Origin of the sequence: Bradyrhizobium sp. CSA112, assembly GCF_029051645.1 — a bacterium.
In the GTDB taxonomy this organism is placed as follows: Bacteria; Pseudomonadota; Alphaproteobacteria; order Rhizobiales; family Xanthobacteraceae; genus Bradyrhizobium.
On record NZ_JAACFS010000007.1, the window covers coordinates 50,518 to 73,107 of the forward strand.

At 59.3% G+C, this 22,590-nt stretch carries 28 protein-coding genes and 3 pseudogenes; 17 read left to right on the plus strand and 14 right to left on the minus strand.

Annotated features, from left to right (window positions below):
- Window positions 1–117: 117 nt before the first annotated feature.
- Window positions 118–579, minus strand: a pseudogene (locus GWE18_RS15795) (transcriptional regulator); the annotation flags it as partial.
- A gap of 158 nt (window positions 580–737) precedes the next feature.
- On the opposite strand from GWE18_RS15795, the gene GWE18_RS15800 reads away from it, so the two are divergent.
- Window positions 738–998, plus strand: coding sequence for a DUF1127 domain-containing protein (locus tag GWE18_RS15800; protein WP_275186792.1), 261 nt, complete (start codon window positions 738–740; stop codon window positions 996–998).
- Between the two features lie 179 nt (window positions 999–1,177).
- Here GWE18_RS15800 and GWE18_RS15805 read toward each other — a convergent pair whose 3' ends face one another.
- Complete coding sequence (locus GWE18_RS15805) at window positions 1,178–1,453, minus strand: DUF1127 domain-containing protein (protein WP_342804266.1); 276 nt, start codon at window positions 1,451–1,453, stop codon at window positions 1,178–1,180.
- Window positions 1,454–1,583: 130 nt separating this feature from the next.
- Here GWE18_RS15805 and GWE18_RS15810 point away from each other — a divergent pair, with 130 nt between their 5' ends.
- Both GWE18_RS15810 and GWE18_RS15815 read left to right on the plus strand, forming a co-directional pair.
- Entirely contained in the window at window positions 1,584–3,155 is a 1,572-nt protein-coding gene (locus GWE18_RS15810) for a winged helix-turn-helix domain-containing protein (RefSeq protein ID WP_275186633.1), read from the plus strand.
- Between the two features lie 380 nt (window positions 3,156–3,535).
- Complete coding sequence (locus tag GWE18_RS15815) at window positions 3,536–3,970, plus strand: hypothetical protein (protein ID WP_275186634.1); 435 nt, start codon at window positions 3,536–3,538, stop codon at window positions 3,968–3,970.
- Here GWE18_RS15815 and GWE18_RS15820 read toward each other — a convergent pair.
- Window positions 3,933–4,121 (minus strand): hypothetical protein, encoded by a 189-nt coding sequence (locus GWE18_RS15820; RefSeq protein WP_275186635.1) that lies wholly within the window; start codon window positions 4,119–4,121, stop codon window positions 3,933–3,935. The genes GWE18_RS15815 and GWE18_RS15820 overlap by 38 nt on opposite strands.
- Before the next feature lie 125 nt (window positions 4,122–4,246).
- Window positions 4,247–4,483: a hypothetical protein gene (locus GWE18_RS15825; RefSeq protein WP_275186636.1), complete on the minus strand. Its 237-nt coding sequence runs from the start codon at window positions 4,481–4,483 to the stop codon at window positions 4,247–4,249.
- Between the two features lie 386 nt (window positions 4,484–4,869).
- On the opposite strand from GWE18_RS15825, the gene GWE18_RS15830 reads away from it, so the two are divergent.
- Window positions 4,870–5,109 carry a DUF1488 family protein gene (locus tag GWE18_RS15830; RefSeq protein WP_275186793.1) on the plus strand — a complete coding sequence of 80 codons (240 nt, stop codon included), beginning with the start codon at window positions 4,870–4,872 and terminating at the stop codon, window positions 5,107–5,109.
- A gap of 423 nt (window positions 5,110–5,532) precedes the next feature.
- On the opposite strand, the gene GWE18_RS15835 is transcribed toward GWE18_RS15830, so the two are convergent.
- Window positions 5,533–5,907, minus strand: a complete 375-nt coding sequence (locus tag GWE18_RS15835; RefSeq protein ID WP_275186637.1) for a hypothetical protein — start codon at window positions 5,905–5,907, stop codon at window positions 5,533–5,535.
- Between the two features lie 738 nt (window positions 5,908–6,645).
- Between GWE18_RS15835 and GWE18_RS15840 the strand changes: the two are divergent.
- The 3 genes and pseudogenes from GWE18_RS15840 to GWE18_RS15850 all read left to right on the plus strand — a co-directional run.
- A pseudogene (locus GWE18_RS15840) lies at window positions 6,646–7,216 on the plus strand (NYN domain-containing protein); the annotation flags it as partial.
- 538 nt (window positions 7,217–7,754) lie between these two features.
- Window positions 7,755–7,910 (plus strand): DUF2934 domain-containing protein, encoded by a 156-nt coding sequence (locus tag GWE18_RS15845; protein WP_275186087.1) that lies wholly within the window; start codon window positions 7,755–7,757, stop codon window positions 7,908–7,910.
- 17 nt (window positions 7,911–7,927) lie between these two features.
- Entirely contained in the window at window positions 7,928–8,074 is a 147-nt protein-coding gene (locus GWE18_RS15850) for a hypothetical protein (RefSeq protein WP_275186638.1), read from the plus strand.
- Between the two features lie 307 nt (window positions 8,075–8,381).
- Here GWE18_RS15850 and GWE18_RS15855 read toward each other — a convergent pair whose 3' ends face one another.
- The 3 genes from GWE18_RS15855 to GWE18_RS15865 all read right to left on the minus strand — a co-directional run bounded on the left by GWE18_RS15855 (window position 8,382) and on the right by GWE18_RS15865 (window position 10,417).
- Complete coding sequence (locus tag GWE18_RS15855) at window positions 8,382–8,804, minus strand: hypothetical protein (protein ID WP_275186086.1); 423 nt, start codon at window positions 8,802–8,804, stop codon at window positions 8,382–8,384.
- 354 nt (window positions 8,805–9,158) lie between these two features.
- Window positions 9,159–9,650, minus strand: coding sequence for an NUDIX domain-containing protein (locus GWE18_RS15860; RefSeq protein ID WP_275186639.1), 492 nt, complete (start codon window positions 9,648–9,650; stop codon window positions 9,159–9,161).
- Between the two features lie 248 nt (window positions 9,651–9,898).
- Window positions 9,899–10,417, minus strand: a complete 519-nt coding sequence (locus GWE18_RS15865) for a septal ring lytic transglycosylase RlpA family protein (protein ID WP_275186640.1) — start codon at window positions 10,415–10,417, stop codon at window positions 9,899–9,901.
- 226 nt (window positions 10,418–10,643) lie between these two features.
- Between GWE18_RS15865 and GWE18_RS15870 the strand changes: the two genes are divergently transcribed.
- The 8 genes and pseudogenes from GWE18_RS15870 to GWE18_RS15905 all read left to right on the plus strand — a co-directional run.
- Window positions 10,644–11,054: a hypothetical protein gene (locus tag GWE18_RS15870; RefSeq protein ID WP_342804267.1), complete on the plus strand. Its 411-nt coding sequence runs from the start codon at window positions 10,644–10,646 to the stop codon at window positions 11,052–11,054.
- A 485-nt stretch (window positions 11,055–11,539) separates the two neighbouring features.
- Entirely contained in the window at window positions 11,540–12,094 is a 555-nt protein-coding gene (locus GWE18_RS15875) for a thioredoxin family protein (RefSeq protein WP_275186641.1), read from the plus strand.
- Window positions 12,095–12,260: 166 nt separating this feature from the next.
- Complete coding sequence (locus GWE18_RS15880) at window positions 12,261–13,514, plus strand: radical SAM protein (protein WP_275186642.1); 1,254 nt, start codon at window positions 12,261–12,263, stop codon at window positions 13,512–13,514.
- A gap of 240 nt (window positions 13,515–13,754) precedes the next feature.
- Window positions 13,755–14,048, plus strand: a complete 294-nt coding sequence (locus GWE18_RS15885; protein ID WP_342804271.1) for an enoyl-CoA hydratase-related protein — start codon at window positions 13,755–13,757, stop codon at window positions 14,046–14,048.
- 136 nt (window positions 14,049–14,184) lie between these two features.
- Entirely contained in the window at window positions 14,185–14,646 is a 462-nt protein-coding gene (locus GWE18_RS15890; RefSeq protein WP_275186795.1) for a carboxymuconolactone decarboxylase family protein, read from the plus strand.
- 153 nt (window positions 14,647–14,799) lie between these two features.
- The gene (locus tag GWE18_RS15895; RefSeq protein ID WP_275186643.1) at window positions 14,800–15,663 is read left to right on the plus strand and encodes an SDR family NAD(P)-dependent oxidoreductase; all 864 of its coding nucleotides are present in this window, start codon (window positions 14,800–14,802) and stop codon (window positions 15,661–15,663) included.
- Between the two features lie 176 nt (window positions 15,664–15,839).
- Window positions 15,840–16,736 (plus strand): RNA polymerase sigma-70 factor, encoded by an 897-nt coding sequence (locus tag GWE18_RS15900; RefSeq protein ID WP_275186644.1) that lies wholly within the window; start codon window positions 15,840–15,842, stop codon window positions 16,734–16,736.
- Window positions 16,737–16,811: 75 nt separating this feature from the next.
- Window positions 16,812–17,001 (plus strand): annotated as a pseudogene (locus tag GWE18_RS15905) (LysR family transcriptional regulator); the annotation flags it as partial.
- A 150-nt stretch (window positions 17,002–17,151) separates the two neighbouring features.
- Here GWE18_RS15905 and GWE18_RS15910 read toward each other — a convergent pair.
- Window positions 17,152–18,153, minus strand: a complete 1,002-nt coding sequence (locus tag GWE18_RS15910) for an NmrA/HSCARG family protein (RefSeq protein ID WP_275186645.1) — start codon at window positions 18,151–18,153, stop codon at window positions 17,152–17,154.
- A gap of 111 nt (window positions 18,154–18,264) precedes the next feature.
- Here GWE18_RS15910 and GWE18_RS15915 point away from each other — a divergent pair, with 111 nt between their 5' ends.
- A complete protein-coding gene (locus tag GWE18_RS15915; protein WP_342804268.1) occupies window positions 18,265–19,200 on the plus strand; it encodes a LysR family transcriptional regulator in 936 nt (311 codons plus the stop codon).
- 121 nt (window positions 19,201–19,321) lie between these two features.
- Window positions 19,322–19,567, plus strand: coding sequence for a DUF2934 domain-containing protein (locus GWE18_RS15920; RefSeq protein ID WP_275186646.1), 246 nt, complete (start codon window positions 19,322–19,324; stop codon window positions 19,565–19,567).
- Between the two features lie 229 nt (window positions 19,568–19,796).
- Here GWE18_RS15920 and GWE18_RS15925 read toward each other — a convergent pair whose 3' ends face one another.
- The 5 genes from GWE18_RS15925 to GWE18_RS15945 form a co-directional block, all read right to left on the minus strand.
- Window positions 19,797–20,006, minus strand: a complete 210-nt coding sequence (locus GWE18_RS15925) for a hypothetical protein (RefSeq protein WP_275186647.1) — start codon at window positions 20,004–20,006, stop codon at window positions 19,797–19,799.
- The gene (locus GWE18_RS15930) at window positions 19,996–20,232 is read right to left on the minus strand and encodes a hypothetical protein (protein WP_275186648.1); all 237 of its coding nucleotides are present in this window, start codon (window positions 20,230–20,232) and stop codon (window positions 19,996–19,998) included. The genes GWE18_RS15925 and GWE18_RS15930 overlap by 11 nt, the downstream gene beginning before the upstream one ends.
- 394 nt (window positions 20,233–20,626) lie before the next feature.
- Window positions 20,627–21,328 (minus strand): phosphatase PAP2 family protein, encoded by a 702-nt coding sequence (locus tag GWE18_RS15935; RefSeq protein WP_275186649.1) that lies wholly within the window; start codon window positions 21,326–21,328, stop codon window positions 20,627–20,629.
- Between the two features lie 285 nt (window positions 21,329–21,613).
- Window positions 21,614–22,105 (minus strand): NUDIX domain-containing protein, encoded by a 492-nt coding sequence (locus GWE18_RS15940; RefSeq protein WP_275186650.1) that lies wholly within the window; start codon window positions 22,103–22,105, stop codon window positions 21,614–21,616.
- Between the two features lie 87 nt (window positions 22,106–22,192).
- On the minus strand, window positions 22,193–22,420 hold the full coding sequence (locus GWE18_RS15945) for a hypothetical protein (RefSeq protein ID WP_275186651.1): 228 nt from the start codon (window positions 22,418–22,420) through the stop codon (window positions 22,193–22,195).
- Between the last annotated feature and the right edge of the window lie 170 nt (window positions 22,421–22,590).

The window sequence follows — 22,590 nt, forward strand, 5'->3', positions numbered from 1 at the left end:
CTCTTCCTTTCGGCTCTCGGCGTCGCGCCTCCATTTCTCATAGGCAAGTGCCGCCTTGCGAGCTACCTCCTGGTCGATCTCGCGAGGTGACCGTTCCTTTCGCTCCCTCGCTGGCGATCCGGTCAGAACGTCCGCGAAGTATTCCTGCTCGGGATCGCCGCTCAGGTTGGTGAAGGGGAGAACGGCGACCGAAGGTTTATCCGGAAGCGGCAGAGTGGCCTTCGGTGGTTCTATAGGGCTATCGTATCCTGCTACGCCCGAGGGCTCTTGCGCTGCCCGCACTTGTCCAATGAAACGGAAGCCTCTGCGCGGCAGGGTCTTGATGAGGCGCTGTTCGCCACCCGAATCGCCAATCGCGTTCCGGGCGACATTCAGGCGGGTCGTCAGCGCTGCATCGGACACGCTGCGCCCGTTCCAAACAGCGCTGATCAGATCGTCTTTACTGACGACGTGCTCCCTGTGCCGGATCAAATAGTCGAGGAGATCGAAGACCTGCGGCGTCACGGGTACAGGGCTCGTCCCGCGATGTAGCTCGCGACGGTCAGTGTCGAATGCGTACTCCTCGAAGAAATAGCGCAACTGACGATCCTCAGGCGGCCTTCGATCTTCGGGCTGCAGCGCCGCTCCGGCGCAAAGAATAAGCCGCCGGTAAGGAAAATGTAAGCCGGATGTCAAGCGGACTGGCGCATCCCGAGGCAAGTTCATCTCGTGAAAAAGTCCAGACAGGACACACCGCAATGAGCACGGTCCGCGAGATTACCAAGTTGCAGCACCCAGCAACTACTAACCGTCAGGTCTATAGTCCTCTCGAAGCATATTGGAAGGCTTTTCAAGAGTGGCGCAAACGCCGGAGGCTGCAAACCGAATTGTGCCGCCTGACGGACAGCGAGCTTATGGACATCGGTATAACGCGCAGTGAGATCGATTACGTCACCTCTAACCACCCGATAGCACGAGATCCCGTCCGTTGGATGTCTGATATTGGCACCCTAAGATGACCGCCACTGGCCCGTGTGCGACGTGGCGGACGGGCTGCCAAACAGTCCGCTTGCCTGGGTAGACCGGAAGCGGCAAGCTTACCGTCCAAACGGTGCTCTTGACCCATACCGGAAGTCGAGCTCCGCTCGGATGGGAGCACCTGGTCATCTCCAATTCCCGCCGCCCGGTCGGCGCCGGATTAGACAATTGTCCCGCTCCGGATACCTCGCGGGTCGATACCTCGGTTCGAGGCGACATAATCGACCTCACCGCGCGAGATGCCGATGTCTTGGAGCTCCCTGTCACTCAAGTCGAGAAGGCCAGTTTGTATACGGTGGCGATGACGTCGCTCTTGGTATGCATCCCAGCATATCCAGAAGAAGCTAGAGACGTATCGCGTCGATCTAAATGTTCGCTCCAGCCAAATTATGTCGTTGATCGTGCTCATTCGGGCCTCCCGAGGGTGCTGCACCATTCAAGGTGGCAGGAGATCGGCAGGCGTGCTTGATCAGCAGCTTACATTTTCCTCACCAGAAGCTTATTCTTGGACTACCCGGCCGACGGCCGGGCCGTGAAATCGCCCCTCATCCAAGGGATCACGCGCCTTGCGCTATTTCTTCGAGGAGTACGCATTCGACACTGACCGTCGCGAGCTACGGCGAGGGGCTGACGTGGTCCCGACAACGCCGCAGGTCTTCGATCTACTCGACTATTTGATCCGCAATAGGGAGCGCGTCGTCAGCAAGGACGATCTCATTAGCGCTGTTTGGAACGGGCGCAGCGTGTCCGATGCAGCGCTGACGACCCGCCTGAATGTCGCCCGGAACGCGATTGGTGACGATGGTGACAAGCAGCGCCTAATCAAAACATTGCCGCGTAAAGGCTTTCGCTTCGTTGGCGCAGTGCACGAAGGGCAGAGGCCCGCAACTTCGTCGAGTAGTTCGGCTGCGCAGAACGACGACAAGGCACAAAGGCCGCTTTCACCCCCTCATCTTTCCATCGTTGTGCTGCCTTTCGCTAACCTCAGCGGTGATCCCGAGCAAGACTACTTCGTCGATGGGGTGACCGAGAGCCTGACCACGGACCTTTCGCGCATCAGGCGCTCGTTCGTCATCGCCCGTAACAGCGCCTTCTCATACAAGGGGAAGTCAGCAGATGTTCGGCAGGTAGGGCGGGAGTTGAACGTCCGTTACGTGCTCGAAGGCTCCGTGCAGCGCAGCGGCAACCGGCTTCGGGTGAACGTGCAGCTTGTTGATGCCAGAACCGAAAATCACCTTTGGGCCGAACGCTTCGATAAGCCCGTCGCCGATCTGTTTGAAATGCAGGACGAAATCGTATCGCGGCTCGCGAACACACTGGAGACGCAACTGATTGAGGCTGAGGCACGGCGGGCGCAGCGTTCGCTGCATCCCAATTCAATGGACCTTTATTTCCAAGGCATGGCTTGGTTCAACAAGGGGCCTACCCCTGACCACATGGCGCAAGCGCGCGGCTTTTTCGAAAGGGCCTTAGCACTTGATCCCGAAGGCGTTGAAGCGTTGGTGGGCTTGGCGTACGTTGACGGAATGACCGGCGCTTATCTCATCGACGATGGGGCTGCGCGATTCGCCGCTTCAGAAACAGCCTCAACTAAAGCGGTAACCCTTGCACCAGACAATGCTTTGGCCCACATGCTTTTGGGTTGTGCACAAATGTGTACGAACCGCACGGCGCAAGGTATCGCCGAATGCGAACGAGCGCTGCAATTGAATCGGAATCTGGCGGACGCGCATGCTACGATCGGTGCGGCCAAAATCCTCATCGGGCGCGCTGCTGAGACAGAAACCCACGTTCTGGAGGCGCTGCGTTTATCTCCTCGCGATTCAGGTGTTTACAGATGGCTGCATTGGGTCGGCGTTGCCAAGTTGATGCTCGCCGCAGATGCCGAAGCGGTTACGTGGCTACGTCGAAGCCTTGAGACCAATCGAAATAATCCCCTTGCTCACCTTCATCTGGGCGCGGCGCTTGTGCTTGTTGAGAAGCCCGATGAGGCTCGTGCCGCCATTCAAGAGGGTCTAACGCTCGACCCTACGTTTACGATCCGCCGCATGCGAAGAATGAGTGACCATCCAGCCTTCCGAGCCGGAGGAAAACGTCTTCGGGATGCTATGCGCATGGCCGGGGTGCCAGAGGGCTGATGTCCGTTAGGGGTCAAATTCGGAAGTCCGAGCGTGCAACTCGGCAGTCCGCTTACCCTCAAGAACAGACATCATCAGCCGGGCCTGCCAGGTCCGAAAAGTGCCACCAACGGACATGAATTGCTATTCGATCACCTCGTCGGCGCGAGCGAGTAACCGGTGAGCCGCTGGGATGACCCGTGCCGTTGCCGTCGTTGAGAACGCTGTTCAGTGGCCCGCAAATGAGGTCAGGCGCGTTTCCGTTGCCAGCCTTGTGCCATTCGCCAAGAATGCGCGGACGCACTCAGCAACGCAGATTGCGCAGATAGCGGCCAGCATTCAGGAGTGGGGCTGGACCACGCCCGTCCTGGTCGATGGGGAAGGCGTGATCATCGCCGGCCATGGTCGCCTGCTGCTGCGAAGAAGCTGGGCATCCGTGGAATCCCGGTCATGACGGCCCGGGGTTGGACCGACGCGCAGAAGAAGGCCTATCTGCTCGCGGACAACCAACTGCCCACGAACGCGGGGTGGGACCCGACCTGCTCAGGATGGAAATCCGTGAGCTTGAGGCGCTGAACTTCGACATCGGGAAGATCGGTTTCGATACCGGTGCGCTGGCTAAGCTGTTCGATGTTGGTGAGCCCGTCGAGCGCGAGGAGCGGCAGCGGGACAGCCTCGGTGAGGCTGTGATCCAATTCAACATCGTGTTCGATGATGCCGGCCAGCAGGACGCTTGGTTCAAGCTGGTCCGCAATCTGAAGCAGATGTATTCCAACAACGATACGCTCGGCGAGCGCATCAAGCTGTATGTCGTTGAGAGCTTCCCTGACGCTTGAAGAAGGAATCAAGCTTCACAGGTTCGCCGGTATCTTTCCAGAACTGTTTTTGACCGAGGCGGAGGCTGCCCGCCACCGCGAGGCGGTGGTGGCCGCCGATCAGCGTATGGTCATCCGTTGCTTTGGCGATGATCTCGCCGGCTTCGTCCACGATTTCTCATGTGCCGCCTCCAATCCAACGCGCCGGCCTTGTTGACGCTCCTATAGACCGGGGCATTGGTTCAAGCGATGTACCCGAACAACGGTACGCTGGGCGGACGGCTCAAGCTGTATGGCTCAAGCTGTATGTTGAGGAGAATTTTCCCGACTAAAGCCGTCCACCGCCAGCGTGGTCTTGTGCGCGACATGGTCAATGGTGATGCAGTGTATCCTTACCAGCGCGCCGCCGGTACTGAAGAACAGTTTGCGGCGGTGCTTTAGCTCAACGTCGATGCGTTTGTGCCCCTTGATAAGCATGCCGTCGAGATTAGTCTGGCCGACCTCATCGCCGGCTTCGTTCACGATCCGGATCATTTCGCCTCTGTGATGTGTCAACGCCGCCGCGATGGTGCGCAGTCTATCTAACCTCGCGCCGGCCCCGGCGTTCCAATCGTGGGCGTGACCGCGGCATTATGGTCGTCGCCGCCGCGGTGCCGGCGCGCTTCAAGGCCTTAGTGACCACCTCGCATCCGACCAATCGAGTTCACCGCGCCCGTCCTGTCCAGCGGCCGCCACCGTGACGCGGCCGAGATTTTCGCGGGCCCCTTCATGGTTGCCACTGACCAGGTATTTCAGTTTAGGCATGGAGGACGGCCACCGCGATCACCACGATCGCAAGCCGCAGCGGGACGATGACGGGCGGTACGATCCACTCGGCTAGGCAAAATTGCCGCAAGGGATTGCTCCTGCGCGACACAAGGATGGTGGTCCTGTTCTCGATGCTCGACGGCAACAAGGAGATTCCTTGCGCGGTCTCGACCTCCGCCATGGATGACATGGAAGGTGTGGTGCGAGCGAAAGCGAGCCCGCGCGAGGCTCAGTTCATGCGGCTGCGCGAGCGCATCGAAGCCTGCGCCAACGGCAAATATCAGGCGACCGAGTTCGAGGGCACGCCGCCCGGAATTGTCCTGTGCAGCATTGAGTTCCGAAAGCTGCGATAAAACCGCGCGGCTCGCGGCGGCACATGGGGAAGTGCTGCCGTCGGGGTTAGCGACCGCTCCATGTGCTCGGCAGCACGCAAACGAACGCCCGCTGGCAGATCCGCTTGAGGCGGTTCATCTACATCGTTTCCCACAGCGGACGCGAAAGTTTCTAAGAGCTTCGGACTAGCCATAGGGTGGCTCAAGCCCTATATTGTTAGTATCATTGATCGTAAAACGGCTTCAGTGACCGAGAGACCGTACCGTGCTCCCGCCGCCCAACAGGAGGGAGCCCATGAGTTCGATCATCTATCCATTGCATTTTCAGCGAAGGTTCGAGAGCCGCTGGGCTTCCAGAATGGCCAGCGAGCCGCGCCGCTCTCCATCACGAGGGACCAATACCTGCAGCTGCGGACAACTTGTTACTGCCCCGGTCAGTTCAACCTATTTGCCCACGGGGGTTGTCAACGAATGGCGGTGTTCGGCTTGCGGCAACAACTGGGAGACGATTGCTGATCCCGGCGTGGGCTCAACGAGCCAGCTCAATGAGCCATTGGCCAGCCTTGTGCTCGGCAGAGGCAGCGCGGCGGTGACAGAAGCCGCCCCATAAAGGCGGCTCTGACACATCGGCGAAAGAGCAGCGATTCGCACGGCTCGACCTGAAGCAAGGAGGCTCTTGTGAAAGGCAATATATTCAACAGCAAGGGTATTCACGTCGGCGCTATAGTGGGTCGAGAAATTTTCGACCGTAATGGTACGAAGCTGTATGACCTCAAAGGGATCAACATCTACCGGCTGTCCGGAGAGTTGGTTGGTCATCTAAATGACGCGAGCGGTTCGGAAAGACGGCTCGATAAAGCGACCGACCGCTTGTTCACGTAGTCTCCCCCAGGCGCGGACTGTGGACGCACGAGAGCATCACGCCGAATGTCCGATAGGGGTCATTCGCGTCGGTTTGGCCGGACTACGGCGACTTCCGGTCTACCCCGGTGAACGGACATTCTCAGGATAGGCGGGCATGTCTCAAAGGGGCACCACCATCAGACATCCTAGTCGGCCTGAGATACTCGCACACGTGGGCTAAATGCTGGAATGTGAGCGACCAGAATGGCTGTCCGCTCTACTGTCGCCGTTACGCAGATGGACATATGAGTAAGGAGCGCATGAGTAAGGAGCGCAGAGTAACATCAGGAAGAGCGCTCTGTTAGCTTTGTATCTGGCAGAGGCTCGGCGACTTTTCGCCACCTAGCATAACGACTCGCCCTTCGGCCGTACAAACGCTCCATCTCCATACACGACCACGCTTTTGCAACAGAGTTCCAAAGATAGGCAATTGATGCGGTGGCATTCCGCCCTTCATTTGCTCATCTTCGGTAAGCGGCAGAAACCTTACGAAAAAACAATTTGAACCTTAAAGTAATAGGGCATAACTTGCTGCTCAGTTCTGGTAGAATGCCGCCCCACAATCTAAATTTTATTGTTCAATTCAAGCCAACCAGAGCTTGAGGCGAGAACGCGCTTCGCCGCTGTTTGCAAATAATGCGCTGGTCAACCTCGATGTCGTCCAAATCAAATCGCATCGCGCTTTTTATCGATGGCGCCAACCTGCACGCGACCGCGAGGACGCTCGGCTTCGACATCGACTTCAAGCGCCTTCTCAAAGAATTTGAAGGACGTGATTGTTTGCTGCGCGCGTTCTACTACACGGCAGTCATCGAAGATCAGGAATATTCCTCGCTCCGCCCGTTAACAGATTGGCTCAGTTACAACGGCTACACCGTAGTCACCAAGGCGGCGAAGGAGTTCACGGACGCCGGCGGTCGCCGCAAGGTCAAAGGAAGTATGCACGTCGAACTGGCCGTGGACGCCATGGATCTCGCCGATCAAATCGACCAGATGGTTCTGTTCTCCGGCGACGGAGATTTCCGCGCCCTTGTCGAGGCAGTTCAGCGTCGCGGCGTCCGCGTTACGGTGATTTCCACGATATCGAGCCAGCCACCGATGATTGCCGACGAACTGCGGCGCCAGGCCGACGTGTTCACGGATCTCGTGGAGTTGCAGTCAAACCTCGCCCGCGACCCGTCCGGGCGTCCCGCGCGAGCCGCATCATCCGGCGCCGCGGTTCCTGCATTGCGCGATGCTAAGGTTTCCCCGAGCAAGCGATAGGGACGGCAACTCTCAGGCCATTTGCGGGCTTGTTACCCGGCTGACGAGGACCCAGTGTTCTCAACCGAAGTTCCCACCTATGTCCGTTGCGGATCAATCGCGTCGATGCGGTGGCGTTTTGGCAGTCTTGAAGACTGCGGCTTGGCGCCAATCTGAGGGGGTCTGTAACTGAGCCAGATAGGCCTGAGCGAGTCGGGTTTGCAACTTCGTAGCTAGTGACCTGTTTCTTTTCTGGCGACAACGGCGCAGCCTGTCAAAGCTGCTGTCCTAAATTTAAGTGTTTATTCCAATTGACTACGGTTCGTTGCGGCATAGCCTCATCATCGGATCGCGACCAAGGCTTCCCACGCCAGCAGAGCCAGAGCGGGTCGCGCCCGCCAGCGCCAGTCGAAGTGGGCCGATACCACGCGTGTGGTGCACCAAAACGGCGCTGGTAACAGCGCCGTTTCTGCCCTCGGCTCCCAAATCCCAAAGGCGGGACTGCGCTTCAAGGAAGAGGCATGGCCACACCCAAGGAAATGGATGTTGTCCGGCGGGCTTATGAGCTCTGGCAGCAGGCAGGCGAGCCCTCGGGCAAAGACGACGAATTCTACCACCAAGCCAAGAAAGAGTTGCAAGAGGCGCTGGATAGAGAAAACCAACCCCGCCGGGAATAACCAAGAACGCCTTGCGTATGGCGCTGCTGCTTGATGGCACCGACACCAAAGTCAGTTTCCAGGCTGCTTATCGTGGGCTGAAAGACCCCACAGTCGGAGCGCCTATTCTCGACCGGGCGGCGCAGCGCCGCTTTGCTATCCTCGTGACGCTACGCCAGCGATGATTGAAAGTTACAGGCAGAGACAGGCTTCGCGGTGATCGTGAGCGCGGAGGTTAGGTCGGCGCTTCAGAGGTAGGGCTATACTACATGCGGCCACGTCCGGACATTGGGGCCCAGTGGTATCGTCCCGCTGGCATGCTCACGGTCGACCGTACCCGGGACATAGCACCGTCAGGCGTTTGCGAATGTCCGCAACGGGGCGATGAGCCGAAAGGCTCCGCCAGAGCACGAGCAGTCCGCTGTCCTCCCAAGATCGGAAATAACGGCCGATGCCGTGCTTCGCCGGCTAACGGTCCATGAGCCGACATCGTTAGCGGCCGTAGGGGAAGCAGCGGTCGCGATCGAGTGTGAGACCGAAATGCGCTCCCAGCGCAGCGATGGCCGCGTCCTGCTGAGGATAAGGATCGGCATTGGATGCGGCAACGATGATGATCCGGAACCCGCCGCGATCCTTGCCACCCGGCGGCAGCATCGCTGTAGTCAGTGCATTGCCCTCCCTGTCGCGCAACGTGAGGAAAAGCGGCATCTCTCGCTCTACATGGGCCTTGAGGCCGATGTCGCGCTCGATCGCGTTGGGTCGCTCCGGACGCCAGGACTGGACTGCCTTCTCCCGCTCGCGGCGAAAATATTTCTCGACCGTATGGCTCATGAGGCGCGACTCATGCACCGCTTCACCTTCCGTCTCGATACGGAACCAGGCCTTACCGTTCGGCGCGTCGCAAACATACTGCATTTCGCTCGTCCTGCGATCCCCGCAATTCTAGGGCGGTGGGCCTGCAAAACCAATATGAGATTCGCTTCGGTGTATAACGCTGCACGATCGTATAATCGGAAGTTCGGCTGCAAGACCGCGCGACTATTGCTCGACAGGCGATAGTAGGGCTCCGATCTGATGATGCTTCACAAAGCGGTCCGGTACGCCCAGCCTAGTAAATCTGTTCACCGCAACGTCCGCTTTGGGTCCACACAGCCAGGGTCAATAGCAGACCTTGACGTAGAGCGATCGGCACGTCTGCTTTCCCGCGAGCAACGGACATCATTCGGATATGAGATGTTATGGAAGAAGCAGCCCAATGGCCCAGTCCGGCTAACTGCCGTCAGCCCGACCGAGTATCTCCAACAGATAGTCCAGGAACACTGCTTGGCCTTTCAGTATCTTAAGTCGCGCCTCGGCAACGCCAAACCAGGACGCGCGGTCGAGCTCAGGAAATGATTGTCGACGCCCGGACCGCGGAGGCCATTCCATCTCGAACGTGTTGCTCCGAAGATCGGCTGGGTCCCAATCCTCTTCAATGGCCCACACATGCACCACCTTACCACCCGGTTGCTGGGCACTGCCAAGCGCAATGGCTTTGCCGTCCGGACGGTAGCCGGTCTCTTCGGCGAACTCGCGCTGTGCGGCCGAAAGCAGGGATTCGCCAGGCCCAATCAGGCCCTTCGGAATGGTCCAGGCACCGTGATCCTTGCGGCTCCAGAACGGGCCGCCCGGATGGCCAAGCAAGACTTGGACGTCCTTGCCCCTTTGACGGAAAAGCAAGAGACCTGCGCTCTGTATTTTGGATGAGGCGCGGACAGCCATCGAAGGCCACCCGGAGAGCTAGCACATCGTCGCGTTCAATGATTCAACTCCCGACAAGGCGAGAATTTCTCGTCTATGAAAAGGTTTGCGTCGTAGACCGTTCACTCAACATGTCGCGCCTGAATCATAACTGTTGCAACCCAGAGTGGGAGGAGACAGGGCTTCGTGGCATTGCATGAGTGCAAGGGAAAAGGCGTTGCAGTACCGGGGTTTCAAAGCCCAACCGCAAATGGAGTTCCGAGCACGATCTAAAGGACTTCAACGCGCACTCGGGCAACACCGCGATCAGTGATTCCCAGCGTGCGCGCCGCGCCAAGGGAAAGGTCGAGAACGCGGTCGCGAATCCAGGGGCCCCGGTCGACAATGCGCACCACCACCGACTTGGTGCTCGCAGGATCAGTTACGCGAACTCTTGTGCCGAACGGCAGGCTGCGGTGAGCTGCAGTCATGGCATCGCGGTGGAAGGTGGCGCCGCTGGCTGTTTTGCCCTTCGAATACGAATAGAAAGACGCTTTCCCGGAAAACACTCGATTGGCGGACCGAGGAGCTAAGCGATTTACCGATGATTCAGTTGGCTGTTTTTCAGTCGCAGGCTGATCTGGCGAGTTCTGCTTGGTTTGGTCGGGTGCTTCAGGAGCTGGTTCTGCGTGCGCTTTTGGGATGATGGACCATCTGTCATTGAAGTCTTGGGCCGCAGCAGAATTCACAGAGGTGCCTAACCAGGCCGGGATGGTCGCGATAGCGACTACTCTAAGCAACGCACGCATGGATCAACCTCACGAACAATGAAAACAAAATGATAATGCCAGCGCATTAGGGAGTGTTCCCGGGAGGTGGACGTTCATTGCCGCGACGGTGATTTGTTACCGCTAGCTGCAGACATGCAGAAGCAAGCTGCTTGGAGGCGTTGCAGCAAGAACTGGCGGCTCAGCTTTAGAGCGGCATTGATGAAAGAGCTTCAGGTCGCCGGCGTGCGCCGAACGTTCACCGGGGATGGCAAGGGATGGCAATGGATCGCGGCTGGGGTATTTGCTGGCCGGCGTCGGCCTGTTTCACCAGGCACATCGAGCGATCGACGATTGCCGCGCCCTTGTTGAAATCCTGGCTTGCGATCTATCGAACACAGATCGATCCGGCCTCGCCGCCCTCCTGGAACGCGCAAGACGAAAAACTATGCGCATCTGGGCCGAACAGTCTCCGTTCGAACTTAAACACGCCTTGAAGCAGCGGGGCTATCGTTGGAGCGATGGCGCCGACGGCCGACCGAGGTCTTGGTACATCGATGTCGATGAGGCAAACGCAGCAACCGAAACCGAGTTCTTGAGAACCACTATTTACCTGAGAGATGTTGAGCCTCGCATGCAGGCGATGAATGCGATCAATCGGTTTTCGACTCGCACCTGACGTCGCAAAAAGACGCGCTAGATCGAGATCCTGATTCTGGGCGGGCAGCCTAGAGACCTATAGATGTCAATCCCGACTCGTCTGCACGAGCAGGCGTGACCGCACCAGTTTCGCACCAGAAACGACGCAACCGAAGCGCAACGAACGCGACCGGATTGAGACAAAAAGACAGCAACATCAACGAAGCCGATCGTTATCCCGCCGCTCATAACGGTCTGGTTGCAGGTTCGAGTCCTGCCGGGCCCACCAGCCTTCGCTCGCTGTGCGGACTAGCCGGCCGGGCGTTGGCGCAGCGTTCGCGGACGCAGGGGCGAGCTGGCCCTAGGAAGGTGTTATATCGCCTGCTGGCGCACACCGACGAAATCACGCGCTCGTCCAAATGACGGCTACGTATGGCCTAAAAAGCGCGACTGGCGAGCAGGCCTTGGAACTGTGCCCCGTCTGGCCGTCATCAGCACATATATTCGGGGACAAGGAGGTGCGATATGGCGACAACAGCTACTCAAGTCGTTCTTGATGCGCCGGCGGCGGAGTTCCGGCTTCCGGCCACCGACGGCAAGACTTACGCACTGGACGACGTTGCGGGCGAAAAAGGCACGGTCGTCGTCTTTATCTGCAACCATTGTCCCTATGTTAAAGCAGTGATCGACCGCATGGTTTCGGACGCCCGCGTGCTGATGTCGGAGAGCGTAGGCTTTGCGGCGATTTGCTCGAACGATGCGGCGAGCTATCCCGAAGACTCATTTGAGAATATGAAGCGCTTCGCGAAGGCTCATGATTTCCCGTTTCCATATCTCCACGACGAAACCCAGACAGTCGCACGGGCGTATGGGGCGGTCTGTACGCCGGACTTCTTCGGTTACGATGCCGACCGCAAGCTCAAGTATCGCGGCCGGCTCGACGAAGGCCGCACAACTCCGCCTCGCGCGGGGGCGCCCCGAGAGCTAGTCGAGGCCATGCGTGCGATTGCGACCACCGGTGTGGCGCCGGCGGAGCAAAAGGCGTCTATTGGCTGCTCGATCAAATGGAAGGACGAATAAGGCCGAGCCCCGATGGGCGCGATCGTTAGGCCCGGAATCGGGCCTTCTACGCCCGCAGCAGCGAGATCGTCATCGCTGGACACGACCGTGTGACCCGCTTGTCCCCGAATAAGACGATCCATAATTCCAAGGTAGGGATGTAGGCTGGCGTGACCGGAACCCGCGCATGAGCGACTTGGCCCAGCTGAGAGTGTGGGACGATCCAGCGATTCATGCCGCGCTGTCGTGGTACCTTGACGTCGCGGAAAACCGATGCCCGGCCAAGTTCCGTATCGCCGCCACGGTTGCTCTGCAGTTCGATCCTGCAGCAACTAGCGAAGATGCCCTCTGGGCCGAGCTCGACGACCTGACGCCGATTTTTATCGCACGCTGGCAGGCGATCAGGGCGGGCGCGCCGTTGCCACCGGCGGCGGATGGCCCAAGTCTGCTGGAGCTGTGCCGCGAACTCGCCTACCGCATGCTCACCCACTGCAATTTCTGTCCATGGGATTGCCGCATCGATCGCGCGGCAGGCACCAAATTTGGCGCCTGCAAGCTCGCCGCCGGCTCACGGGTCAGCTCCCATTTCCATCATACCGGCGAGGAGCTGTTCTATCGCGGCACGCAAGGCTCGGGCACGATCTTCTTCACATCGTGCAACATGCGCTGCGCTTTCTGCCAGAACGGCGACATCAGCACCGACAAAGACAACGGTGAGGAGACGGATCCGCGTACTCTTGCGGCGATGGCGTGGACGCTGCGCCGCGAAGGTTGCCACAACATAAATTGGGTCGGCGGCGAAGTCGTCATTCACCTGCACGCCATCGTCCATGCCATTGCGCTGTTGGGCCGCGATTACGCGCCGACACGAGCGGAGCTGGCTCGCGCGCGCAAAACGAAGGCTGACCGCTTCTTCTGGTTCGACGAGGTACCCGGCGCCGCCGTCTATGACGGTAGGTTCAATGCGCCGATGCTATGGAACAGCAACTTCTTCATGACGATCGAGAGCATGAAGATCCTGCGCATCCTGACCGACGTTTGGCTCCCTGATTTCAAATTCGGTCCCGGCCGTTGCGCGATGACACTGGCGAAGACACCTTGGTACTGGGAGACGGTGACGCGCAACATTGCGCTGCTCGACGAGTGGGGAGAGGATTTTTCCATCCGCCACCTGGTGATGCCCAATCACGTCGAGTGTTGCACGTATCCGGTGCTGGAATGGATTGCCTCGCGCGTGCCCGCATCGCCCGTGAACGTGATGGAGCAGTTCCACCCCGACAATTTCTGTGATCCCGCGAGTGCCAAGTACCGGGACAAATATGCGGAAATCGCTCGCCGACCGACGCACGCGGAGCTGGAGGATTCGTGGCGCCGCGCTCGCGAATTGGGCCTCCAATTCGAGATCACTTCGTTCGAGCGCCACAATGCTTTGGGTATGTGATCGGGGCCGCTGCGGGTTTTGGCGAGCTCAATTTATGCCGAAATGGCGCCCCAGCGTAGATGAAACTGATAACTACGTTTCCGCTGGAGCACTATGAAATTTCCACCTTCGGCCCGCGAAGGCCACCGGAAGCATCCGCGACTCGCCAAAGCTACTACGACCAAGCGGAATCCCAATCGTCACCCTCACTCGGAACCGCCCTAACAAGCTGAACGCCTTGAGCTACGCGCTGCTCGACCGCTGCTCGCTCGCCTCGACGAGCTTGAGACGACGCCGACGGCGCGCACGGTGATCCTGACAGGCGTGGGTGATCGCGCTTTCTCGGCGGGCGCAGACATAGCTGAGTTCTTCCGCGGCGTCGCGGCGGGTCCGGGAGGCTGCGTGCCTCGCTGCGAGATCACGGAAGCTGCGCCGCTCGCCATCGCCAGCGAGAGGGCGATGTTCGCCAAGCCCGAGATCGGGCTAGGCATGCCACCCATCTTCGGCGGCACAGCGACTGCCGCGCGAATACCTGCCGGGCCTTCGATTTTCTGAGATTCGAACACGAGCGGACTAAATTTCGTCAGCGCCGATGTCACAAGACGCCAGGCCGGGGTGTCTTAAGGACGTGATCACCCTCACGAGGAGAACGATTGTGAGCCACGCCACCGCCCAATCCCGCCTGAATTTCATGGAGCAGTCGCCCGACCTTTTCAACAAGCTCAAAGATCTTGGTATGGCCATCGTTGCCAGCAGTCACATCGAGCCGGGGCTGGGCCAACTGGTGGACATCCGTGCCTCCCAGATGAACGGCTGCGTCGCCTGCCTGGATATGCACGTCAAGCAGGCCAAGCTGGCCGGCGAGCGCGAGTTGCGCCTGTATCACGTCGCGATCTGGCGCGAGTCGCCGCTGTTTTCGCCCAAGGAACGTGCCGCGCTGGCCTGGACCGAGGCGCTGACCAAGATCGCGCCGACTGGCGTCTCCGATGACCTCTACGCCGAGTTGCGCGAGCAGTTCAGCGAAAAGGAACTCTCGACGCTGACCTTCCGCGTGATAGGCATCAACGCGGCGAACCGCGCCAACGTGGCCTTCCGCACCCAGCCTGGCAAGTACGATAGGGAAATCGGTCTGGATAAGGCCGGGCTTGCCTAAGCGTGCGTGCGAGCCGGCCAATGTCCCCGCCGCGTTGAGGGATGGTGTGGGCCGCGTCACGCGTATTCGCGAAGCCCTGCGCGCGCCGGTCCTGCTACTCAAAGCTGCAAATCGAATGTTCGATAGCAATCAACGAACGAAAAGGAAGACATCATGAGCAAGATCTGGTTCGTCACCGGTTCTTCGCGTGGTTTGGGCCGCAGCTTCGTCGAGGCGGCCCTGTCTCGCGGCGACAGGGTGGCCGCGAGCGCCAGAAACATCCTGAGTCTTGATGGGCTGGTCACCGCCTACGGCGACGCGGTGCTTCCGCTCGAGCTGGACGTGACCGATAGGGTTGCAGTCTTCGAAAGCGTGAAGCGGGCCAAGAAGCACTTCGGCCGTCTCGACGTCATCGTAAACAATGCCGGTTACGCGCAGATCGGCGCGATCGAGGAACTGACCGAGCAACAACTGCGTGACCAATTTGAGACCAACGTGTTCGGCGCCGTGTGGGTCATTCAGGCCGCGCTGCCTTACCTGCGCGAGCAGGGCGCAGGACACATCATCCAGATGTCCTCCATTGCCGGGCTCATCGCAATGCCGCTCGGCGGCGCATACCACGCCTCGAAGTGGCCTCTCGAAGCGCTGAATGACTCACTTGCCCAGGAAGTCGCCGACTTTGGTATTAAGGTAACCGTGGTCGAGCCCACCGGATTCGCCACCAGGTCCGGCAAGAACCCAAATCCACTAGCCAATGGCCACATGGCCAAGGCTAACCCGGTCTACGATGGACTCCGCCGGCGTCTCGCCGGGCTCGCCGGCAAGCAGCCCCCTGGCGATCCGGCCGCCGCGGCCCAGGCACTCCTCAAGATTGTCGATTCCGACAACCCGCCCCTGCGGGTACTCTTTGGCCAGGGCTTCTACCCCATGCTGCAACAGGTTTACGCCGACCGGCTCAAGACCTGGGCCGACTGGCGGGACCTCTCGCTGGAGGCTCACGGCAAGTTCGATCCGAAGGCCGGTGCATCCTCCGCCTGAGCTTTCGAGATCTGAGACGCGTGGGGGATATCCTGGATCGTCATGATGGGAACTAACTGAAGGAAGACCGATCATTACTGCCAAACTCAATTTCGCCGTCGTAGCGCCGGTGCTGATGAAGCTGCGGTAAGACCTTCAGCAACGAAGGGCATCGGCCGAAGAAGAAGGAACGAGAATTGAACAGCCACGCGATTGATGCTGCGACGAAGGCTTTCGTAGCCTACCGCGGTCTTCTATTCACCGTCGCATACGAAATGCTCGGATCGGCATCCGACGCTGAAGACGTCCTTCAAGAAACCTGGCTGAGGTGGGTCAAGGTTGACTTGGCACAGGTACGCGACCAGCGCGCCTATCTTTTCCGAATTACGACACGGCAGGCACTGAACCGGCTCCGCACACTGAAGCGCCGCAAGGAGGAATATGTCGGCCCGTGGCTACCCGAGCCGTTGATCACTGCGCCAGACATGACCGAGGACCTTGAACTCGCCGAGAGTGTATCGATGGCGCTCATGATCGTTCTCGAGACGCTGTCACCGATCGAGCGCGCTGTCTTCGTTCTTCGTGAGGCCTTTGATGTCAGCTATGACGAGATCGCCGCTATCGTCGACAAGAGCCCCACGGCCGTCCGTCAAATAGCGCATCGCGCCCGCCAGCATGTCAACGCGCGACGCTCTCGCCAAGTAGTCTCCCCGGGAGAGGCGCGGCGGGCACTGGAGGTGTTTCGCCGCGCACTCGAATCCGGGAATCCGCAGGACCTCATCAACGTGCTCGCGCCGGACGTGGTCTTTGTGAGCGACGGCGGCGGCGTAAAGCAGGCTGCGCTGCGGCCGATCATCGGGGCAAAGAGGATCATCCGGGTGCTCCTCCACGGTCTCCCAAAGATCGAAGGTGCGCTCACTGGCGAACCCACGGTAGTCAACGGCAACCCGGCACTGATCATGCGCCTTGATGGGAAGCTCGACGGCATCCTCGCTGTCCGGGTCGAGGACGCGCGCATCACCGGCCTTTACTACGTCCGAAACCCGGAGAAGCTGACCCGTATCGAATCCGAAACGCCGCTGACCCTCGGATGAGCGGCGGCCCCGAACTGGTCATTGCGATCAAGGATCGTGGCGGCGCGAATGCGCTGCTGAAGATTTTCCGTGTCGATCGAGCTTAAGCATCTACGCTACGCTGAAGTAGCGGAATGCTGTGGCAGCTTTCGCAAGGCGGCGGACTTGCTCGCCCTCAAGCAGTCTCAGCCGCAGAGTCAGACATCTGGAGGAGCAACTCGGGATCGCGTTGTTCGAGCGGATCAATGGGGGTGTTAGGCCGACCGCGGCAGGCCGGGACTTTGTCAATGGTGTTCGGCGGCCGCACGTCGTTAGGCGACGCGATCACGGGCTCCCGGCCGACCGCCGCATCGCAAAGCCTGCACCTGCTCTGGCTGCAGGCGTTGCTGGTAAGGCGGCCGCCGCCTGCACCTCAGTCAGCCGGCGGCAGCCATTCTCACGTCGGTGCAAGTTGGGCGTGATCGGGCTCAGGAGCGGCGCCATAAGACAGCAAGTCGCCTTGCCAATGACTGCGTTTCAGGAATTGCTCCCAGGTCAACGCATGCGAATCGATTTTCCGGCTCCACGTCAGGTCGCGCTCGGGGGCGAAGTAGCCATACTCGACGGCGTATTCGACCATGCCCACCAACTCGCGCACGAGATGCTCGTCGGCGGCAAAACCCGGAAAGTGGCGCAACAAATCTTCGCGCGAATAAGCGGAGGCATGGCGCGCCCGCTGCCCGGTGACGCGTACAAACGTGTCCACCATGTCCAGCGCCGACAGAAACTCGCCGATAACCGGGAGGGTTTGGCCGGCGTATTGCATCGGGTGATCGAAAATCTCGCGCACCGCCGGCCCGGCCGCAGTGAGCGGATCACAGAACGGCATGGGGATGTGCGGCGGCAGGTAGATGGCAAACGTTATGCCGTCCTTCCCGCGCTGCGGCACATAGTATTCCAGGAAGTTTGTGTAGAAGAACGCCAGGTACACGAACGAGCTGCGAATGGGTAGGCTGCGAATATAGTCTGCCACCTTCGCTTTGTCGGTGAAGTGCGGCGCCCACTTGGTACCGCCGGTGCGCGCTTCGACGTTTTCGAGCCCGCTGAAAACCACATGTCCGACGCCGGCGGCCACCGCCGCATCGGCCAATTCCTTGCCGAGAGTAAACTCAAGTTCAGCGGGCGGTACTTTGACGATGGGTGGCGTCATCAAAAACGCCCCAGCCGAGCCGCGCATAGCCGCGGTCAGTTCAGCCTGCTTGCCGGGTTCAAGCGGCGCGACCACGACTTCGGCGCCCTTCTGCGCCAGGATTTGCGCGGGCTCGCTGTCGCGGCGCCGAGTCAGGGCACGCACCCGGTAGCGCCCGCTGTCGAGCAAGGCCTCGGCGACACTTCGACCTTGCTTACTCGAGGCACCGACTACGGTGATCAAAGGTTTGGAGGTATCGGCTTGGATCATGCTGTTTCTCCCGTTCGTAACCGCTTCCGCCCGATCCCGCACCGTGGCCTGCAGGTGAGCGCGGCGAAGGTCCGCCCTAGGCCACGAAGTCTCGACTGATCCGAGCTATATTTGAAATCGCAGAAATGTTCGGCTACTATCCATCCGATGGATAGCAAGCGCCTCGATCTCAATCTGTTGGTCACTCTCGAGACGTTGCTGGTGGAGCAGAACGTCACGAAGGCGGCGGCCCGCCTGCATCTGAGCCAACCAGCGGTAAGCGCGCAGCTGAACCGTCTCCGGCATGAATTCGATGACTTGTTGCTAATTCCTGCACAGCGAGGAATGACGCCGACCGCCAAGGCAACAGAACTGCTCGACCCGTTGCGCCAGGCGCTGGACCAAGTTCGCGCTGCCGTCGCCACGCATAGGAACTTCGATCCGGCCAAAGCCAGGCTAACCGTCGCCATCGCCTGCACAGACTATTTACAGGCAGCAGTAATCAAACCGCTCGTCGTGAAACTCAGAACGCGGGCGCCTGGGGTGCGTGTGGCGCTGCGCAATCTGGACCTGCCGCAGCTCGAGGCGCAGATGGCACGCGGTGAAGTCGACCTGGTGCTCATGACACCACAGGATGCGGCGCCCAGTCTTCGTACCAGGCACCTGTTCGACGAGCGCTATGTGCTTATCGGCCGCCGCAAGCATCCGCGGCTACGGAAAGGGATCACAGTCGAAGAATTTGCCAAGCTGGAGCACGTCGTCGTGTCCCTTGGTGGCGGCGGCTTCGTGACACCGGTGGATAGCGCTTTGGCTGCTCTCGGATACAAGCGGAATGCGGTACTATCCGCGGCTTCATTCTTGTTCGTCCCCGAGATCGTGTCCGGCTCGGACTTCGTGGCTCTGGTGCCGGAACGGCTGGTACGCGACCGTTCCGACAAGCTCAAGGTGATGGACTGTCCGTTCCCGGTGGAAGGCTTCGCAGTCGGGATGGTGTGGCACGAGCGCAGTCACGGACACAGCGGGCAACGCTGGATCCGAGAGGCAATCTCGTCACTGATCAACGCTTAGGCCAGCAAGCGCAGGAATCCGACCAGGCGAATCCAATCGACACCAGCGGGTAAGATTTCGTTAACCTTACGGGAGCAAGACTTTGCCTGCCGGGGCTGGGCGCATCATGAAGGAGAATCCCATGCCAAATCTGGAAGAGGCCATTCGCGAACGCGCCTACCATCTCTGGATCGCCGATGGTCAACCCGAGGGCCAGGCGCACATCCATTGGCTCAATGCTCAACGCGAAATTCTTACGACATCAGTTGAAAGCTCATGCAGTAACGCTGCCGCCGCAGCGTTCGCAGACACGAGCTTCGTTGCGACGAAATCCACTAAAAAGGCGAAGGTCGCCCGATCGGGAAAAAGCAACACCCGCGCCGCATAGGTCCATACGAGCATCGTTACGCGTACCGTATTGACGACTCCGTGATCAGCGGAGGGAGCCCGTTGTTCGTCAAAACGAATCGATCTTCAGGAATGGCGAGACATCCGGGATTGGACTGCCGAGAAGTACCGGCGCCTCCCGGATGGTCGTTTGGGGAGCGCTCATCAACTGCCGGCCGTTCCAAGATCGCGAAGCGGCCGGGTGAAGTTCGACGATGACAAGCCGTTGGCTAAGCAGCAAGCGATGATGCGCCGGTAGTGAGCGATCTCGGCAGTTTGACCGCCGCGGCGACCGTGGCGCCGCCGCCCACCAAGATGGCCTGGGCGACGTCATTCTGTCGATTGCCTTCGGAGGCAGCGCAGGTTGCGTGCGCTCGGTGATCTGACTGGATGATAGCCATTTCAACGCGGGAGCGTGAGTCTTCCATCTCAATGGTCATCAGTTCGCGCTCCACCGGTGGCTTTTGATCGCTTCTTGAAAGCCACTAAACCAAGCTCACGCGCTTTTGTTTTCACCGAACCAACGTAGCGCCCAAGAGATTTCGATATTTCTTCCGCACTATGCCGCTGCCCGCTCATAAAGATCAGGGCCTTAACCTCTAGTTCGGTCCATTCCCGGGGCTTAGATGACTTCATCGCGAGCCAGATGATTCGCAGAAAATCCAATTATGGGCTCCAATCTAGGCGAACAGGAGGCCCAGTGGGACTACGCACAATTTAGAAGTCGTTCCCATAAGGCGAGCGCCGTGCTCTCGCCGTCCGTGGTGTTGCGAAAGTCGAAAATTGAACGATGCGGAGAATCTCGAAGCTGATTTTTAGCCGGCTCCACCACTGCAATACTGCGTAGCGCCCATACGAAGCTCCGTGGTCGTTTTTGTGTGAAACGATTTGACCCCCTCATATCGCCGCGTGCGAAACGCATCAGCGGTCCTGAAAAATTTGGTCGCCACCCCAAAAGGACTTTTCAACGCTATCCGCCAATAGCGGAAGTCCGACGCCCTCATTCGATCACTTCATCGGTACAGGCGCGCAAAGTCGACGCCTGAGCGGCAAACGCGAACTAGTCGCTCGGCTGCTCGATCCTTCCGGTGCGCTGAAAATACGACATGAGCATCTGGCAAATTAGTGCCCACGAAGTGCCGAAGCACCAGCCCGCCAACACATCGGTCGGATAATGAACTCCGAGATATATGCGGCTGACTCCGACCAGCAGGGTAAGGGTCGCGGCGGTCATTATAAGATGGATGCGAACAGAACGGGAAGCTTGCGTTTGAGCAAGCATCAAGCCGAGCGTCAGATAGCAGACAGCCGAAATCGCTGCGTGCCCGCTCGGAAAGCTCAGCGTAGAAACCTGAGTGAGTTGAGCGACGAGATCGGGACGCGCTCGCGCAAAGGCAAGCTTGAGAAGAGTGTTGAGAATGGCGCCGCTCAGAACCGTCGTCAGGACGAACAAACCGGCGCGACGTTTGCCTATGGCAAAAAGGAATGTGGTCACAACCGTAACCAGCAGTGCAAGTACCGCAGTACTGCCCAGCGCGGTGATGTCTCGCACACCGTCAAGCAACCATGGCGGCCCGATTGGCCGCGACAAGTCGGACGCATGGCGAAAGGCGACCATCAACCAACGGTCGAACGCGATAGGCTCTCCTTCGGTCACTTCCAGTGCGATGAACGCAAAACCGAACAGAAGAACGGCGACGAGCAAGGTCGGAGCCCCAGACTTCAGATGCCTGGCAGCATTCTGCGATCCAGTTGTTCTCATCTTCGCCTCCGGGGAGTTCAACTTTCCAAAATTTCTCCAAAGAAGTGAAGTTTGGCGGCTAAGCAAGCAGTGGCAAGCGGATTATGCGCTTTGCCAAAAGTCCAAGCCGCGGCCCGAACTGCGCCGGCTTCCATTCACGGCTACGTCGCCGCCACTACGGACTGGACGTCGGTGAGCAAGGCTACGGCGCTGTGACCGAACAGCGCCTCTACCAGTTGATAAGACAGACGAAGCCCGCCGTCGACCAACGTTCGAAATCGAGTTCATCGGCCCGGGCCCCGAGGCTTATTTGCTGACTTCAGCCCGGCCCAGTGTTTCCAACAGACGGTCCAGGAACGCTGCTTGGCCTTTCAGCATCTTAAGTCGCGCCTCGGCAATGCCAAACCAGCACGCGCGATCGATCTCAGGAAATGATAGCCGTCGCCCAGACCGCGGAGGCCATTCCATCTCGAACGTGTTGCTCTGAAGATCGGCTGGGTCCCAGTCCTCTTCAATTGCCCACACGTGGACGACCTTGCCCCCCGCTTGCTTGACACTGCCAAGCGGAATGGCTTCGCCGCCCGGACGATAGCCGGTCTCTTCGGCGAACTCACGCTGTGCGGCCGAAAGCGGGGATTCGCTAGACCCAATCAGGCCTTTCGGAATGGTCCAGGCACCCTGATCCTTACGACTCCAAAACGGGCCACCCGGGTGTCCCAATAGGACTTGGACACCCCCGACCCTTCGGAATAGTAAGAGACCTGCGCTTTGTATTTTCGACGAGACGCGATCAGGCATGACCCTGAGGTCTAGCACATTGTCGCGCTCAATGTTCAGCTACCGCCAAGTGCGGTGGGGAAAATCGGAATAGGACTCCTCCGCCGACTATTTTAAGTTAGCCAGTTTCTCTCTGTTCTCAATTGCCCGGTCGACGCTCGCGAACATTCCCAATACACATCTTCGGGCAGCCTCGTGGTACTCGCCCTCGCTGCGTACCACGTTCTTGGCGATCTCATTCCTCGTTTCTTTAGTTTTGAAAATCTTGGGAAGCCGGGCGAAAACCGCATCAACTGCAGCCTGCATTTCGTCCGCTTTCTTACTATCGAGCAACATGCGCCATCTCCTTGCCTGCATGGCCTACTTAGAAACTAAGACGGGGCTTTTGAGACCTTTACCAACTGCCAATATATCGGTGCCCTTGAACCATCGATGAACGCCCTCGAATTCGAAACCACAAAAAGCTGATGTTGTGCCACCGGTCCAACGGCAGGATCGCCAACTAT